11 protein-coding genes and 1 tRNA gene are annotated in these 17,286 nt (G+C 53.3%); 8 read left to right on the top strand and 4 right to left on the bottom strand.

Annotated elements, in window-relative coordinates:
• Window positions 1-75: 75 nt before the first annotated feature.
• From FND52_RS10090 to actS, 3 genes are all read right to left on the bottom strand, one after another.
• Window positions 76-2,874 (bottom strand): autotransporter outer membrane beta-barrel domain-containing protein, encoded by a 2,799-nt coding sequence (locus FND52_RS10090; RefSeq protein WP_125295313.1) that lies wholly within the window; start codon window positions 2,872-2,874, stop codon window positions 76-78.
• A gap of 1,090 nt (window positions 2,875-3,964) precedes the next feature.
• Window positions 3,965-4,038, bottom strand: a tRNA-Gly gene (locus FND52_RS10095).
• A gap of 79 nt (window positions 4,039-4,117) precedes the next feature.
• Window positions 4,118-4,864, bottom strand: coding sequence for an amidase activator ActS (gene actS, locus FND52_RS10100; protein ID WP_125295314.1), 747 nt, complete (start codon window positions 4,862-4,864; stop codon window positions 4,118-4,120).
• Window positions 4,865-5,145: 281 nt separating this feature from the next.
• Between actS and xdhA the strand changes: the two genes are divergently transcribed.
• From xdhA to xdhC, 3 genes are read left to right on the top strand one after another with little or no spacing between them, the layout of a single operon-like run.
• On the top strand, window positions 5,146-7,443 hold the full coding sequence (gene xdhA, locus FND52_RS10105; protein ID WP_125295315.1) for a xanthine dehydrogenase molybdenum-binding subunit XdhA: 2,298 nt from the start codon (window positions 5,146-5,148) through the stop codon (window positions 7,441-7,443).
• Between the two features lie 10 nt (window positions 7,444-7,453).
• The gene (gene xdhB / locus FND52_RS10110) at window positions 7,454-8,332 is read left to right on the top strand and encodes a xanthine dehydrogenase FAD-binding subunit XdhB (RefSeq protein ID WP_125295316.1); all 879 of its coding nucleotides are present in this window, start codon (window positions 7,454-7,456) and stop codon (window positions 8,330-8,332) included.
• Window positions 8,329-8,811 carry a xanthine dehydrogenase iron sulfur-binding subunit XdhC gene (gene xdhC / locus FND52_RS10115; RefSeq protein WP_144130696.1) on the top strand — a complete coding sequence of 161 codons (483 nt, stop codon included), beginning with the start codon at window positions 8,329-8,331 and terminating at the stop codon, window positions 8,809-8,811. Before xdhB ends, xdhC begins: the two co-directional genes overlap by 4 nt.
• 30 nt (window positions 8,812-8,841) lie before the next feature.
• Here xdhC and FND52_RS10120 read toward each other — a convergent pair whose 3' ends face one another.
• Complete coding sequence (locus tag FND52_RS10120) at window positions 8,842-10,620, bottom strand: sigma-54 interaction domain-containing protein (RefSeq protein ID WP_144130697.1); 1,779 nt, start codon at window positions 10,618-10,620, stop codon at window positions 8,842-8,844.
• A 497-nt stretch (window positions 10,621-11,117) separates the two neighbouring features.
• Here FND52_RS10120 and ygeW point away from each other — a divergent pair, with 497 nt between their 5' ends.
• The 5 genes from ygeW (at window position 11,118) to arcC (ending at window position 17,280) form a co-directional block, all read left to right on the top strand.
• Window positions 11,118-12,305, top strand: a complete 1,188-nt coding sequence (gene ygeW, locus FND52_RS10125; RefSeq protein WP_144130698.1) for a knotted carbamoyltransferase YgeW — start codon at window positions 11,118-11,120, stop codon at window positions 12,303-12,305.
• Window positions 12,306-12,372: 67 nt separating this feature from the next.
• Window positions 12,373-13,569 (top strand): diaminopropionate ammonia-lyase, encoded by a 1,197-nt coding sequence (gene dpaL / locus FND52_RS10130; RefSeq protein ID WP_144130699.1) that lies wholly within the window; start codon window positions 12,373-12,375, stop codon window positions 13,567-13,569.
• A gap of 71 nt (window positions 13,570-13,640) precedes the next feature.
• Entirely contained in the window at window positions 13,641-14,858 is a 1,218-nt protein-coding gene (locus FND52_RS10135; RefSeq protein ID WP_125295321.1) for a YgeY family selenium metabolism-linked hydrolase, read from the top strand.
• A 50-nt stretch (window positions 14,859-14,908) separates the two neighbouring features.
• Complete coding sequence (gene hydA / locus FND52_RS10140) at window positions 14,909-16,294, top strand: dihydropyrimidinase (protein WP_125295322.1); 1,386 nt, start codon at window positions 14,909-14,911, stop codon at window positions 16,292-16,294.
• Between the two features lie 53 nt (window positions 16,295-16,347).
• Window positions 16,348-17,280, top strand: a complete 933-nt coding sequence (arcC, locus tag FND52_RS10145; RefSeq protein WP_125295323.1) for a carbamate kinase — start codon at window positions 16,348-16,350, stop codon at window positions 17,278-17,280.
• The last annotated feature ends 6 nt before the right edge of the window (window positions 17,281-17,286 follow it).

Here is a 17,286-nt window from a genome sequence, read left to right on the forward strand (position 1 = left end):
ACTGATTAAACAAATGCCCATCCAGAACAGGATGGGCATTGAATAACCACAATATCATTTATAACATCGCGATGATTACCAGGTGTATTTCACACCAACATTTGCTGCCCAATCCTGGTCAACGTCGCCGCCGCCCAGATAGTTAGCATCTGCATAGGTGCTGAAATTCTTGGTAAAGTTGAACTGACCGCCCAGACCAACACGGACTGCAGAACCTTCTACGCCGTTATCGATGTCATCACCGTTAACGTTAGCGCTGTTACCCGCATCGTCATAAACGTAAGCCAGTTTGCCATACGGAGTGAAGGACTGGTCGTTACCATAGTTGAAGGTATAACCAATATCAGCACCCAGTTCATAACGCAGGCTGTCATAAGACTGGCTGCCTACATCCATCTTGTTGCTTAACTGATAGTCATCGCCATCCTGGAACAGACCAGTGATGCTTGCATACGGAGTAAGGTATGCATTTTCATTGAACTGCCAGTCATAACCCGCTTTCAAGCCAAAGCCCCAGGCATCAGATGAAATGTCGCCAGAGACGGAATCACCGTTGCTCATTTTTGAGGTCAGGTCATTGCTGTAATGGCTGTAACTTAATGTCGTATCAACAAAGATGTTGTTCGGGAAGCGAGCTGACGTGTAGAAACGTGCAGATTGAGTATCCTGATCAACGTTGCCAGAACGATCGTCCAGGCTACCTTTACCAAAGCCAGCAGCCGCACCGACAGTCCATTTTGCGTTATTGCCATCAATCTGCTTATCAACACCAACCATGATGCCATTAACATCCTGGTCGTAGTTCAGCACATTGTTACTGCCGCTAAAGCTACCGCCATAATAGCTGACCCATGCACCGCCCTGGTCACCTGCGGTATGGCGGCCATTCGTCAGACGAGCAGCCAATACATCCTGTTCAAGATTCCAGATGTTGCTGTTAGCAGACGGAACGCTAAGCGCCATGTTCGCATAGTCAGTCAACTCTTGCTGATGCAGAGTAACGATATCGCCATTTTGTTGAGCTTCATAGGTGTATGCACCCAGATCCGCTTTGTTAGCCGCGGTGAAGCTTGCTGCAGTGTTTGCGTCGTTATCATATACGCGGATAATTTCTTTATCTTTGTATTGAGCTTCAGAACCAACGCCCGTTGCGTTATCGATACGAACTTTATAATTGCCCGCAACATCGCCATTCACAGCCAGGTGGCCATCGGAGTTCAGCGCAATCACACCATAATCGTAATTAGCGTCGTGAATATCGTTAGTGATATAACGGCCATTATTGAGATCTGAATTCAGTACATAATCGCGGCTTGCGATGTCAAATACACCGGCATTTGTCAGAACCATATTATTGGTATCAATCTGACCCAAGCCCAGATTCAACTGACTATGATTATCCACGGTGATGGTGTTGGCATAAAGGCTGGCAGTTTCTTCAAGCAGTGATGCCTGGCTGTAGCTGTCGATATGCAGGCTGTTAGTGGCAACTTCATAGCCTAAATCATAGGCATCGATAGAATTATTGGAATCACCGATGTTCAGCGAGGAACCATTGGTAAGAGTAATGCTATCTGCCAGCAGGCTTGAATCTTCAACATTTACTTTCGAGCCGTTGTTTACGACCAGATCATCAATGTTAGAAACTTTACGCGTATCCCACTCGGAGCCATTATCCAAAGTTACGTTAAAGATACCGCTCTGATAAACCGCGTTGCCGACAACATGATTTTCTTCGTCAAAAGCCGTACCGTCTGCACCGATACCATATACTGAGCTTGGCCAGATGCTATTCGGTTGATAATCATACAGCTCTGCAGTGGCTTCTACGTTGGAGAACGCAGCGCCGACCCATTTGCTGCCGTTAGTCAGCGTCAGATCAAGACGATCGGTATTATCCCAACCGTTAGAATCCATTACGCCATCGCCATTACGGTCGTATGCATCAACATGGACAATATTATTGTCTGCATCTATATAATCGTAGCCACCAAAGTTGTTATCAAAGGTGCTGGAGAACAGAACATCGCCAGTTAGCGTTGAATGATCAAACGTTGCAGTGGTCTGCATAGCGTTGTCAGAGCCAGAAGCGATAACGGCTAATGCTACATCATCCGGGTTGTAGCTATAACCATTACTATAATCGCTCGCTTTACCGGTACGTCCATAGAAACCTTCTGTACCCATATCACTCATGGAGCCAGAAGTGACCACTGAATCCTTCACTACAACGGTATCGTTGAAGATTTCAGTATTATTCCAGCCATCAGCAGCGGTAATGTCCTTATTGTCATTCCACTGATAACCCTGGCCGAGCATGATACCCGCAACTTTTGAATTATTCTGGATAACCAGGTCAACTTCCTGATCCAGCGTAATTGCAGTACCTAAATCAAAGGTATCGTAGGAAGCGGTTTCACCCGTCCCTGCGTTGTAATAGGTGTAATGTTCGTAGTTATCGTCGATAGTAGAGTTGTCGACAGTCAGGGCCAGACGATCATATGCATAGCCGTCAGCACGCCCATCAGCACATTCTACGGTCATACATTCGGAAGTGATCATGCCATTAATGTAGCTGTCTTTAATCGTCAACGAATTCGGGTTGGTATTACCCGCAACACCATCATCCAGATAGTAGGTTGAGATTACGCCATTAACCCGGGCCCCATTAATAACAGGGTAGATATTCCCGTTATAGTAGTTGGAGCCATAGTCATAGCCAACGTATCCCTGATACATTACTCCACCATTATAATAAAAGGTGTCATAATTCGTACCAGAAATATCAATAGTAGCAGATGCCTGAGAAGCGATTGCCATCGTACAAGCTATTGCTAATTGAGATACAACAAGTTTCTTATTCCAGCAGCGCATTTACCATCCCTCCTCAGGGATAAACTAAAGTTGGTCCATCAATTATGCGGTTTACTAAAAACTAAAAACGACACATAACACATGCATGTTCAATATTGAGAAAAGCACTAGCAGAGAAAATTATGCGCGTCGAAAGGGAAAAGGTTCAAACAAAGTTTATGGAAAGTCTGTTTTCAAACATTGAACCAAATAAGATTTAAGCTCACCTGCGTGTACGTAGCATATATAACAGAAAATGATTCAATAATGACAACCATATGTTTACCAGCGTCAGAAAACCTCGCCACGTCCTCACATGGGAGTGCCATAAGCCAATAAATCCACCGCTGGAGAAGAAAAAATTAAACATAAAGAACAATCACTTATAATATTGTAACTGAGAAATAAATCACTTGACCATAAAAAACCATGAATGCATTAGCAATTAACCATACAATTTTTTAATATGCTTAATACTGGATTGACCTATATTTTATTTTTCGGTGATTATTATTTGAAAAGATAAACCATTACAACCTCTCCCTTCAAAATTAATTCTCATAAATTCTTATAAGAACACCATTATAAAAGACTCACCATATAAAAAATTATGTAAACTGAAATGCAAAATCACAAAACATGTGATTTACATCTTGTTTTTCACAAGAAAAAATGCGCATAGTAAATTTTACGCAACGAAACAATAAAAATCATATATGGATTTAAAGAATTAGCAATGCCGCGCATCAATCTAAATTTAATACCCTTTGGACCGCATTTTCTGGAACCATTGATGCGTTTATTAAAAACTCACCTCGCTGCTATACTGGTTTGCAAGCAGTCCGTCGCGAACGTTAATTAATTTCACTCAAAAGGTTTCCATTTAAATAATGTAAAGTAAAAATTGTGTATTAAAAACTAAGACTAATTTCATCGCGTTTTTAAATTCAAATTAAAACAGTGCTTTTTTCGTATATGGACAATCAAACAGAGTTATGCAGTTATCGAACGCTGGCTCGAGCGCTTCTGTATCGTTTATGCAGAAAGTGATGAAATTGATACCGGAGAATAGAGCGAAAACGAGAATTACAAAGCAGCGAAGAGATGTTTCTGGAGCGGGTGAAGGGAATCGAACCCTCGTATAGAGCTTGGGAAGCTCTCGTTCTACCATTGAACTACACCCGCTTCGAGGTGTGCAAGGCATTATAGACCTTCACGGCCTTCAGGCAATACCTTGCTGATTAACTGATGCTCTTTTAAGCATTTAGCATGCAGGCGCTTTTCCCGGCGGCGGGAGATAGCGCTGCGGATCGATAGCCGTCGCGCGATAGCGAATCTGGAAATGAAGCTGCACCCCGTCTGCGCCGCTGCTTCCCATAGTGGCGATCTTCTCCCCCGCTTTCACTTTCTGGCCATTGTTGACCAGCAGCGTCTCGTTATGCGCATAGGCGGTGATGTAGTCTTCACCATGCTTAATCATCACCAGGTTGCCGTAGCCGCGCAGCTGGTTGCCTACGTAAACCACCGTTCCCGCACCCGATGCCACCACGGGCTGCCCGCGGGAGCCGGCAATATCAATGCCTTTATTACCCCCGTCCGCCGTGGAATACGGCAGGATCACTTTCCCGCTGGTCGGCCAGCGCCAGCAGCGTTGTCCCACCGGCGGCCATGACGATTGCGGCACGGCGGACGATGGCGTCACCGCTGCGGTTTTGCTGGAGGATTTACGGGAAGACGATGCGGTTTTCGTCGAGCCGTTCACTTTCAGCCGCTGCCCCACCTCAATGGTATAGGGCGCAGAGATGTTATTGAGCCGGGCCAGTTCTTTAACGCTGGTACCTGTCATCCGCGAAATCCGATACAGCGTATCCCCTCGTTTCACCGTATAAACAGATCCAGAATAGCTTCCAGGATCAGATGATTTATTGCCTGAACAGCCTGCGATTAGCAGCACTATTGCCAGGCCAACAGCGATTCGAAAGGAATTTCCAGACAGGCGTCCTGCGCTCAAAACAGATCCTCTTTAAAGACAAATGACGGTTTATCATAGCAGCCCAGCGCCGGATGCCCAATTCCTGCGCACGTTATGATACTTATCAGATTGAGAGTTTTCTGGTCATTATGATAACGAGACAACGTATCACCACTCCCGCTTTTCATTTATTCCCGGACATTTTTTAAGGTCATCACAGTTTACTTCTTGTCCAACGGGCATTTTCTCTTCTGGCGTAAATTTTGCCTGATCGTTCTATTGACTGAAGAACAGCGTCTGTCACATCAGGAGAGAGAAAAATGGAACAACGGGAAGCTGCCGCAACGGGCGAGCCCTGTATGCGTGTGGATGCCGTTGCTAAGGCAACGGGCCGCGCACGATATACTGACGATTATGTGATGGCAGGAATGTGCTATGCCAGATACGTTCGAAGCCCCATCGCTCATGGTTATGCCAGCAAAATTGATTGCACAGAGGCGAAAGCGCTCAACGGCGTACTCGCCGTGTTCACCTGGGAAGACGTGCCGGAGATCCCCTTCGCGACAGCGGGCCACGCATGGACATTAGATGCGGGCAAACGTGATGTCGCCGACCGCCTGCTGTTGACGCGCCACGTACGTCATTATGGCGATGGCGTCGCCATCGTGGTCGCCCGCGATGAACTCACCGCAGAAAAAGCGGCTTTATTAGTTAAGGTCGAGTGGGAAGAACTGCCGGTTATCACAACGCCTCACGCCGCGCTGGCCGAAGATGCCGTCGCGATCCACCCTTCCGGCAATACTTTGAAGTACAGCGAAATCATGGCGGGCGATCCGGTTAAGGTTATCGCCGACGCGGAGCATCAGGTCAGCGGCCATTATCAAACGCCGGTCATTCAGCATTGCCATATGGAAGGCGTAACCAGCTTTGCGTGGATGGAAGAGGATGCGCGCATCACCATTGTCTCCAGTACTCAAATTCCCCACATTGTTCGCCGCGTCGTCGCGCAGGCGCTGGATATCGCCTGGTCGCGGATCAGAGTGATTAAGCCCTACGTCGGCGGCGGCTTTGGCAACAAGCAGGATGTGCTGGAAGAGCCAATGGCGGCGTTCCTGACACTAAAACTGGGCGGCATTCCGGTAAAAGTGATGCTCAGTCGCGAAGAGTGCTTTACTGCCACCCGTACTCGCCACGCCTTTACTATCGACGGCCAACTCGGCATTTCCCGTGACGGCATCCTTAAAGGCTATATGCTGGATGTGCTGTCGAATACCGGGGCATACGCGTCCCACGGTCACTCCATCGCCGCAGCCGGTGGCAACAAAATTCCTTATCTCTACCCGCGTATCGCCTTTGGCTATCGCGCGACTACCTGTTACACCAATCTACCCTCAGCGGGGGCGATGCGCGGCTACGGCGCGCCGCAGGTAGTGTTTGCGCTGGAGGCGATGCTGGACGATGCCGCCGCCGAACTGGGCATCGACCCGGTGGAGATCCGCCTGCGCAACGCGGCGCGCGAAGGGGATCTCAACCCGGTCAATCAAAAGGTTATCCATAGCGCCGGGCTGCCGGAATGCCTGATACAAGGCCGCGAGATTTTCGAATGGGATAAACGCAAAGAAGCGTGCCAGGGCCAGCAGGGCAATCTGCGGCGCGGGGTGGGCGTGGCTTGCTTCAGCTATACCTCAAATACCTGGCCGGTAGGCGTGGAGATTTCCGGCGCGCGGCTGCTGCTTAACCAGGATGGCACCATCAACGTGCAAAGCGGCGCGACGGAAATCGGCCAGGGTGCCGATACGGTGTTCTCGCAGATGGTGGCGGAAACCGTTGGCGTACTGGTCAGTTCGGTGCGGGTTATTTCCACCCAGGATACCGACGTCACTCCGTTCGACCCGGGCGCATTTGCGTCGCGGCAAAGCTACGTGGCGGCCCCCGCTCTGCGCCAGGCGGCATTACAGATGCGTGAAAAAATCCTTCATCATGCCGCGCTGATGTTGCACCAGTCAGCGATGAATCTGACGCTAAACCGTGGTGACGTGGTGCTGACCGAGCGCCCCAACGCGCCGCTGCTGTCGGTTGCCGACATCGCTATGGATGCGTTTTATCACCCCGAGCGCGGCGGGCAGCTTTCCGCAGAGGCGTCGGTGAAAACCACCACCAACCCGCCTGCGTTTGGCTGCACCTTTGTCGATCTCACCGTGGATGTAGATCTGTGCAAAATCACCATTAACCGCATCCTCAACATGCATGATTCCGGGCACATCCTGAACCCGGTGCTGGCGGAAGGCCAGGTTCACGGCGGGATGGGCATGGGCATCGGCTGGTCGATATTCGAAGAGATGATCATTGATGAAAAAACCGGCGTGGTGCGCAACCCCAATCTGCTGGATTACAAAATGCCCACCATGCTGGATCTCCCCGAACTGGAATGCGGGTTTGTAGACACTCACGAACCGCAATCGGCCTACGGGCATAAGTCTTTGGGAGAACCGCCGATTATCCCGGTCGCCGCAGCTATACGCAATGCGGTACGGATGGCGACCGGCGTGGCGATTAATACTCTGCCGCTGACGCCGAAACGTCTGTTCAGTGAATTCCGCGAGGCGGGTCTGATTTAAGGATAACGCTATGTTTGATTTCGAAAGCTATCACCGCGCAACAGGGATTGCCGACGCGACGGCGCTGCTGGCGCAGCATCCGCAGGCGCGGCTGCTGGCTGGCGGCACGGACGTACTGATCCAACTGCATCATCATAATGCCCGCTATCGCCACGTGGTGGATATTCACGGTCTGGCAGCACTGCGCGGTATTGAAATGACTGACGCAGGCGGGCTGCGCATCGGCTCCGGCACCACCTTTACAGAACTGATTGAAAGCCCGCTGGTCAGACAGCATCTTCCGGCGTTAAGCGCCGCCGCCGCGTCTATTGCCGGGCCGCAAATCCGCAACGTCGCCACCTACGGCGGCAATATTTGCAACGGCGCCACCAGCGCCGATTCCGCCACGCCGTCGCTGATTTACGATGCCACACTGGAAATCGCTTCCGCTTCCGGCACGCGTTTTACTTCTGTTAACGGCTTCCATACCGGCCCCGGCAGCGTGGCACTGGAAGCGGGCGAGATACTGGTGGCGTTTCACTTCCCGCCACAGCCAACCTCCGGAGCAGGCAGCGCCCACTTTAAATATGCAATGCGCGACGCGATGGATATCGCCACCATCGGCAGCGCGGCGCGGTGCCTTATCAAAGACGGCAAATTTGATGAGTTACGACTGGCGTTTGGCGTCGCCGCGCCTACGCCAATCCGCTGTCTCCATGCTGAGCAGGCGGCGCAGGGCGCGCCATTAACGCAACAAACCCTGGCCGCTATCAGCGAAGCCGTGTTGCAGGACGTCTCCCCGCGCTCTTCCTGGCGCGCGGCCAAAGAGTTCCGTTTACATCTGATCCAAACCATGACCCGAAAAGTCGTCAGCGAAGCCGTAGAAAACGCGGGAGGGAAACTGCAATGAGAAATGAAGCCTGGATAACCGTTAACTGTTCGATTAACGGCGCGCCTTTCCGCTTTACCGCCTCGCCGGCGACGCCGCTGGCGGAGCTGCTGCGCGGTCAGGGTCTGCTGAGCGTAAAACAGGGGTGCAACGTCGGGGAGTGCGGTGCCTGCACCGTGCTGGTGGACGGCGTGGCGATCGACAGCTGCCTGTATCTGGCGGCATGGGTGGAGGGTAAAGCTATCCGCACAGTGGAAGGCGAATCCATCGGCGGGCAGTTATCTGCCGTTCAGCATGCCTATACCCGTTCTGGCGCGGTGCAGTGCGGCTTCTGTACGCCTGGGCTGATAATGGCGACGACCGCTTTACTGGCGAAACCGCACGCTCAGCCCTTTACGGTGCTGGAGATCCGCCAGGGCCTGGCGGGCAATCTATGCCGCTGTACCGGGTATCAGATGATTGTCGAAACCGTGCAAGCCTGCGATCGTCCGCAGGAATAAACCGCAGCGGGCACACAAAGTGCCCGCTTTTCATCCTGCCTGTAGCTCATATTTTTTAATTTTGCGATACAGGGTGGCAATGCCGATCCCCAACTCATCCGCCGCCTGTTTTTTATTGCTGTAGCGCGACAAAGCATCACGAATCATCTGTTTTTCCATCTCTTCCAGCGCCGTTCCGCCAGATTCGTCCACGCGCGGAGCCATGGCGAAAACCGCATCCATATCAGCATCCGCCAGCTTCACGCCGTTAGTCAGATTAGGCGGCAGCAGCGATGCGTCGATGACTTCCCCTGACGGCACCACGTTAATCAAATATTCAATGAGATTACTCAGTTCACGTAAATTGCCCGGCCAACGATAGCGTTTGAGGATTAGCATCACTTCCGGCGCTACGCCCGGGTAAACCAGGCCGATCCGTCGGGTATGAAGATGAAGGAAATAGTGGATCAACAGCTCCATATCATCCTGACGCTCGCGCAGCGGCGGCAAACTTACCGGGATCACATTCAGGCGGTAGTACAAGTCCTCCCGGAATTTCCCGTCGGCAATAAATTGTTCCAGATTCTGGTTAGTGGCGGAAATAATGCGAATATCCACCTGCACCGGATGGCTGGCCCCGATGGGCTGGATTTCCCGCGCTTCGATGGCGCGCAGCAGTTTAGCCTGGAGGGTAAGCGGCATATCGCCGATCTCATCCAGAAACAGCGTGCCGTGGTTGGCCGCCTGGATAAGCCCGGTCTTGCCGTTAGCGGATGCGCCGGTAAACGCGCCTTTCACATAGCCGAACAGTTCGCTTTCCAGCAGCTGTTCCGGAATGGCCGCGCAGTTAATGGCGATAAAGGGCTTATTTTTACGGTCGCTGAGCTGATGAATCGCCCTCGCCACCACTTCCTTGCCGGTTCCGCTTTCCCCGACAATCAAAATGCTCGACGGGCTGGGCGCGATACGGCTAATCAGGCGTTTTAGCTGGCGCATCGGGCGGCACTCTCCCACCAGATGTTCAATATGCGGTTCATCCTGGGCAATCGCCACGCCGGACGAGGTATGCGACTGATGAAACGCCATCAGAAACAGCTGGTGGTCCTGCACATGGTGAAGCTGCCCGATTATCAGTTCGCTTTTGTCATCGAACGTGACGATGTGCTGCATATGCCCCTGGGTAAAATTGCTTTCAAAGGTCAGCGGGCGGAAATTAACGGTCTGGCCGATCATATTTCCCTGGGTAACCCCAAGTATTTTCAAGGCGGTAAGATTAGCAAACTGCACGCGATTATCTTCCCCTACCACCAGCACCCCCTGATCCATATTTTCGATCATGGTGGAGAATATTTTGCGAATGCTGCCGCTGCCGTTTTGATCTTCCAGTAATTTAGAAACAAAAATTGTCGAAATATGACGAACATAATCAGAGAACTCATGCAGGTTATCATTAATATGCTCCTGCTGTTCATGCGTCACGGCGATAAGGCTAATCACGCCGACGCAGCTGTCCTGGAATATTACCGGCGTACCGAGAAAGGCTTTCTCCTTACAATTATCTTTGCTGGTACATCCTTCACATAATGGATCGTAACGTGAATGAGTTACCACCTTTTCCTGTTTGGTTTCCAGTACGTAACGCAATAAGCGTGAATTGGTGTTGAGTTTCTGACCAAGAAATTTGCCATAAGATCCGGTACCAGCCACCCGGCACAGGCTTTCATCAACAATCTCGACCTCGAGCTGCAACACGCTGGCGAGCATTCTGGCAAAACGTTGAATTGTAGGCTGAATCTGCATCAAAACGGATTGAGTGTTGGCGGGTATCATAGCTTAACCTTCGAATATCATTTCATTGGTTGATATTTATAAAGTCGCTTTTTTAATAATCTTTGCCCCATGATACTAACCTGGACGCTCTTGATATTGATAAAAACAGTTTTCCTTTATCATTCTCAGGTGGAATTATGGAAGAAACATCACATTTCTATATCAATATGAGAATAGCAGCGCCTGATTTATCAATTTGACGGCGCTTCTCGTTTAATCGGTAAATAATCCCTGTTTTATTCCCTCACTGCTAACAGCCTATAAATAAAGCCAAACGATTACGTATTAAATAATGGTTAATAAACGGCGTTAATTTGTGATTCATTTCTCATTATCTAAGCCATTATGGCCTGTTGCGTGGGTCGGTAATGATTCTGGCACAGTTATTGTTAAGACACAGATATCGCTGTGAATCGCGTTTCTCGATGCCCGGCTAATTCCATGCCTGACACAGCAAAATGCCACCTTGCCTATCATTCCACTACCAGGATCTAAAAATGAAAACTGTTAATGAGTTGATAAAGGATATCAATGCGCTGAACTCCCACCTCCACGAGAAAGACTTTTTGTTGACGTGGGAGCAAACGACAGATGAATTAAAACAAGTGCTGGACGTCGCAGCCGCGCTGAAAACGCTGCGCGCGGAAAATATTGCCACAAAGGTTTTCAATAGCGGTCTTGGCATCTCTGTGTTTCGCGATAATTCCACGCGTACCCGCTTCTCCTATGCTTCGGCGCTCAATTTGCTTGGCCTGGCGCAACAGGATCTCGACGAAGGAAAATCGCAGATTGCCCACGGCGAAACCGTGCGTGAAACCGCCAATATGATCTCGTTCTGCGCCGATGCCATTGGTATCCGCGACGATATGTATCTGGGTGCCGGCAACGCCTATATGCGCGAAGTGGGTGCCGCGCTGGATGATGGCTACAAACAGGGCGTGCTGCCCCAGCGCCCTGCCCTGGTCAACCTGCAATGCGATATCGACCACCCAACGCAGTCGATGGCGGACCTGGCCTGGCTGCGCGAGCATTTTGGCTCCCTGGAAAACATCAAGGGCAAGAAAATCGCCATGACCTGGGCCTACTCGCCCAGCTACGGCAAACCGCTGTCCGTACCCCAGGGGATCATCGGCCTGATGACCCGTTTTGGTATGGAAGTGACGTTGGCGCATCCGGAAGGCTATGACCTGATCCCGGACGTGATCGAAGTGGCAAAAAACAACGCCAAATCCTCCGGCGGCAGCTTCCGCCAGGTGACCAGCATGGAAGAAGCGTTCAAAGACGCCGACATCGTATATCCGAAGTCCTGGGCACCGTACAAAGTGATGGAACAGCGTACCGACCTGCTGCGCGCCAACGATCACGAGGGCCTGAAAGCGCTGGAGAAAGCCTGCCTGGCGCAGAACGCCAATCACAAAGACTGGCACTGCACCGAAGAGATGATGAAGCTCACCAAAAAAGGCGAGGCGCTGTACATGCACTGCCTGCCTGCGGATATCAGCGGCGTCTCCTGTAAAGAGGGCGAAGTTACCGAAGGCGTGTTCGAAAAATACCGCATCGCCACCTACAAAGAAGCCAGCTGGAAGCCGTACATCATCGCCGCCATGATCCTCGCGCGTAAATACGCCAAACCCGGCGTTCTGCTGGAACAGCTGCTGCAGGAAGCGCAAAAACGGATCAAATAATCCACTCCGCCGGCCTGCGGGCCGGCCTCTCTGCTCCCCATGATGTTTTGAAGGATAAGGATGGGATATGTCAGTTTTCGCATTGAAAATGGATATCGCCGATAACCGATTTTTTAACGGTGAAACCTCGCCGCTGTTCTCACAAAAACAGGCGCAGCAGGCCCGCCAGTTTCATCAGAAAATCGCGGGATATCAGCCAACGCCGTTGTACGCGCTGGATGAACTCGCCGGGCTGTTCGGCGTAAAAAAAATTCTGGTCAAAGATGAGTCCCAGCGCTTCGGGCTCAACGCATTCAAGATGCTGGGTGGCGCTTACGCCATCGCCCAGTTGCTGTGCGAGAAGTACCACATCAACATCGCTGATTTCTCGTTCGAGAAGATCAAAACCACCATCAGCGAAAAAATGACCTTCGCCACCACCACCGACGGCAACCATGGCCGCGGCGTGGCGTGGGCGGCGAAGCAGCTCGGCCAGAATGCCGTGGTGTATATGCCGAAAGGATCGGCCCAGGAACGCGTGGACGCCATCCTCAAGCTGGGCGCGGAGTGCATCGTCACCGATATGAACTATGACGACACCGTGCGCCTGACCATGAAAAACGCCCAGCAAAACGGCTGGGAAGTGGTGCAGGACACTGCCTGGGAAGGCTACACCACTATCCCGACGTGGATCATGCAGGGCTACGCCACCCTGGCGGATGAAGCTGTTGAACAGATGAATGCGATGGGCGTGAAGCCCACCCACGTCCTGTTACAGGCGGGCGTTGGCGCGATGGCGGGCGGCGTGCTCGGCTATCTGGTGGACGTCTACGGTCCGCGCAATCTGCACTCGGTGATTGTTGAACCGGAACTGGCCGACTGCGTTTACCGCTCCGGCGTCAAGGGCGAAATCGTCAACGTCGGCGGCGATATGGCCACCATCATGGCCGGTCTGGCCTGTGGCGAGCCAAATCCGCTGGGCTGGGAAATTTTACGCAACTGCGCTACCCAGTTTATTTCCTGCCAGGACGCCGTCGCCGCGCTGGGGATGCGGGTGCTGGGCAACCCGCTCGGCAACGATCATCGCGTGGTGTCTGGTGAATCCGGCGCGGTGGGCCTCGGGGTACTTGCCGCCGTGCATCACCACCCACAGCGCGATGCCTTAATGAAAAAACTGGGGCTGGATAAAGACGCCGTGGTGCTGGTGATCAGCACCGAAGGCGATACCGACGTGAAGCATTACCGCGAAGTGGTCTGGGAAGGCAAACACGGCATTCCGGGTTAATACCGCGCACTTTCACACTGACGAATTGACGCTCCCTGTCGGACGGGGAGCCTAAGACTGGAGAATCAGAGATGGCTAAGCATATTCCGTTCGCGCTCATTCTGGAAAAAGCGAACCACTACAAAGATGATATGACTCGTTTTCTACGCGACATGATCGCCATTCCCAGCGAGAGCTGCGACGAGAAGCGCGTTATTCACCGCATCAAGCAGGAAATGGAAAAAGTCGGTTTCGATAAAGTAGAAATCGACCCGATGGGCAACATTCTCGGCTACGTTGGCCACGGCCCGCGCCTGGTCGCCATGGATGCGCACATCGACACCGTCGGCATCGGCAACATCAAAAACTGGAACTTCGACCCGTATACCGGCATGGAAACCGATGAACTGATCGGCGGGCGCGGCGCGTCTGACCAGGAAGGCGGCATGGCGTCGATGGTTTACGCCGGGAAGATCATCAAAGACCTGGGCCTTGAAGACGAATACACGCTGCTGGTCACCGGCACCGTGCAGGAAGAGGACTGCGACGGTCTGTGCTGGCAGTACATCATTGAGCAGTCCGGTATCCGTCCGGAATTTGTGGTCAGCACCGAACCCACCGACTGCCAGATTTATCGCGGCCAGCGCGGGCGTATGGAAATTCGCGTCGACGTGCAGGGCGTCAGTTGCCACGGCTCCGCGCCGGAGCGCGGCGACAACGCGATTTTCAAAATGGGCCCAATCCTCAACGAACTCCAGGGATTGTCCCAGCGTTTAGGCCATGACGACTTCCTCGGCAAAGGCACATTGACCGTTTCGGAAATCTTCTTCACCTCTCCAAGCCGCTGCGCCGTGGCGGACAGCTGCGCGGTTTCCATCGACCGTCGTCTCACCTGGGGAGAAACCTGGGAAGGCGCGCTGGATGAAATCCGCGCCCTGCCGGCGGTACAGCAGGCTAACGCGGTGGTCTCGATGTACAACTACGACCGTCCGTCATGGACCGGTCTGGTTTACCCCACCGAGTGCTACTTCCCGACCTGGAAAGTGGAAGAAGATCACTTCACGGTTCGCGCGCTGGCAGCGGCCTATGAAGGCCTGTTCCATCAGCAGCCGGTAGTCGATAAGTGGACCTTCTCCACTAACGGCGTCTCGATCATGGGCCGTCACGGCATTCCGGTAGTCGGCTTTGGTCCGGGTAAAGAGCCTGAAGCCCACGCGCCGAACGAGAAAACCTGGAAAGCGCACCTGGTCACCTGCGCCGCCATGTATGCCGCCATCCCGCTGGCCTGGCTTGCTACAGAAAAACAATAATCATCGTGCTATCCCTCCGGCTTCAGCGCCGGAGGGATTTTGGAGTTTTTATGCGTGTACTGATTAAAAACGGCATCGTTGTTAACGCCGACGGCCAGGCCCGCCAGGACGTGCTGATCGAAAGCGGCCATATCCGCCAGGTCGCTCCCGCCATTAACCCCGAACTGCCCTGTGAAACCCTCGACGCCGAAGGGTGTTACGTGATGCCTGGCGGCATCGACGTGCATACCCATTTCAACATTGATGTCGGCATCGCCCGCAGCTGTGATGATTTTTTTACCGGTACCCGCGCCGCCGCGTGTGGCGGTACAACAACCATTATCGACCATATGGGATTTGGCCCGGCAGGCTGCAAACTGCGCCACCAGCTTGAGGTGTATCACGGCTACGCCGCCCATAAAGCGGTGATCGACTACAGTTTCCACGGCGTGATCCAGCATATCAACCACGCCATTCTCGACGAGATCCCGATGATGGTAGAGGAAGGGATCAGCAGCTTTAAGCTCTACCTGACCTATCAGTTCAAACTTAACGACGACGAAGTATTGCAGGCCCTGCGTCGGCTGAAAGATGCCGGCGCGCTGACCACGGTTCACCCGGAAAACGACGCGGCAATCGCCCGCAAGCGGGCCGAGTTTATCGCCTCCGGTAAAACCGCGCCGATGTACCACGCCCTCAGCCGTCCGCTGGAGTGTGAAGCCGAAGCCATCGCCCGGATGATCAACCTGGCGCATCTGTCAGGCGATGCGCCGCTGTATATCGTGCATCTCTCTAATGGCCTGGGGCTGGATTACTTACGGCTGGCGCGGGCGCAGCATCAGCCGGTGTGGGTGGAAACCTGCCCGCAGTATCTGCTGCTGGATGAGCGCAGCTACCAGGCGGAGGATGCGCTGAAGTTTATTCTCAGCCCGCCGCTGCGCAACGTGCGCGAGCAGGACAAGCTGTGGTGCGGCATCGCCGACGGGGCGGTGGACGTGGTGGCGACCGACCACTGCACTTTTTCCATGGAGCAGCGCCAGCGTCTGTCTGGCGGCGATTTCAGCCGCTGCCCGAACGGCCTGCCCGGCGTGGAAAACCGCTTGCTGCTGCTGTTCTCCCACGGAGTGATGAGCGGGCGCATTTCCCCCGAGCGCTTTGTCGCCCTGACCAGCGCCAACCCGGCCAAACTGTTCGGCCTGTGGCCGCATAAGGGCCAGATTGCCCCCGGCGCGGACGGCGACATCGTGATTATCGACCCGCGCCGTACCACCACCATTCGCCACGAAAACCTGCACGACAACGCCGATTACTCCCCCTGGGAAGGCATGGTGTGCCAGGGCGAAATTCGCCAGACCCTGTCGCGCGGCAATACCGTTTTCCGTGACGGCAAATTTACCGGTAGCCCCGGACAAGGGCGCTACCTGCGACGTAAACCGTTTAAACACCCCGTTCCCTGACCGGCAAAGTGGCGTAAACGGATGACCCCGAAACCCTACGAAGTGAGGAAAGGATGAGTAAGAAAATTGTTCTCGCCCTGGGCGGGAATGCCCTTGGCGACGATCTGGCCGGGCAGATGGCAGCGGTAAAAACCACCTCCCAGGCGATAGTCGATTTAATCGCCCAGGGCCATCAGGTGGTGGTGACACACGGTAACGGTCCACAGGTCGGCATGATCAACCTGGCGTTTGAAGCCGCCGCCAAAACCGAGGCGCATACCCCGATGCTGCCGATGTCGGTCTGCGTGGCGCTCAGCCAGGGCTACATCGGCTACGATCTGCAAAACGCGCTGCGTGAAGAGCTGCTTTCGCGCCAGATGCCGATCCCGGTCGCTACCCTGATTACCCAGGTCGAAGTGGACGCTAACGATCCGGCGTTTCTTAATCCCACCAAGCCTATCGGTTCCTTCTTTAGCGAGCAGGAAGCCGCGCGTTTAACCCAGCAGGGCTACACCATGAAAGAGGATGCCGGTCGCGGCTACCGGCGCGTGGTGGCCTCACCGAAACCGGTGGATATCATCGAGAAAGAGACCGTTAAAGCGATGATGGAAGCGGGCCACGTGGTGATCACCGCAGGCGGCGGCGGTATTCCGGTGATCCGCGAAGGCAATCACCTGCGCGGGGCCAGCGCGGTGATCGACAAAGACTGGGCCAGCGCCCGGCTGGCGGAGATGATCGACGCCGATATGCTGATTATCCTCACCGCTGTAGAAAAAGTGGCGATCAACTTTGGCAAGCCCAACGAGCAGTGGCTCGATCGCCTGTCGCTGAACGACGCCCAGCGCTTTATCGATGAAGGACATTTCGCCAAAGGGTCAATGCTGCCGAAAGTGGAAGCCGCCGCCGCGTTTGCCCGTTCACGTCCGGGCCGCGAGGCGCTGATCACCGTATTGAGCAAAGCGAAAGAAGGGATTGAAGGCAAAACCGGCACCATTATCAGCCAGTAAACTGTC

Source organism: Atlantibacter subterraneus (assembly GCF_007570865.1).
Classification (GTDB): Bacteria; Pseudomonadota; Gammaproteobacteria; order Enterobacterales; family Enterobacteriaceae; genus Atlantibacter; species Atlantibacter subterraneus.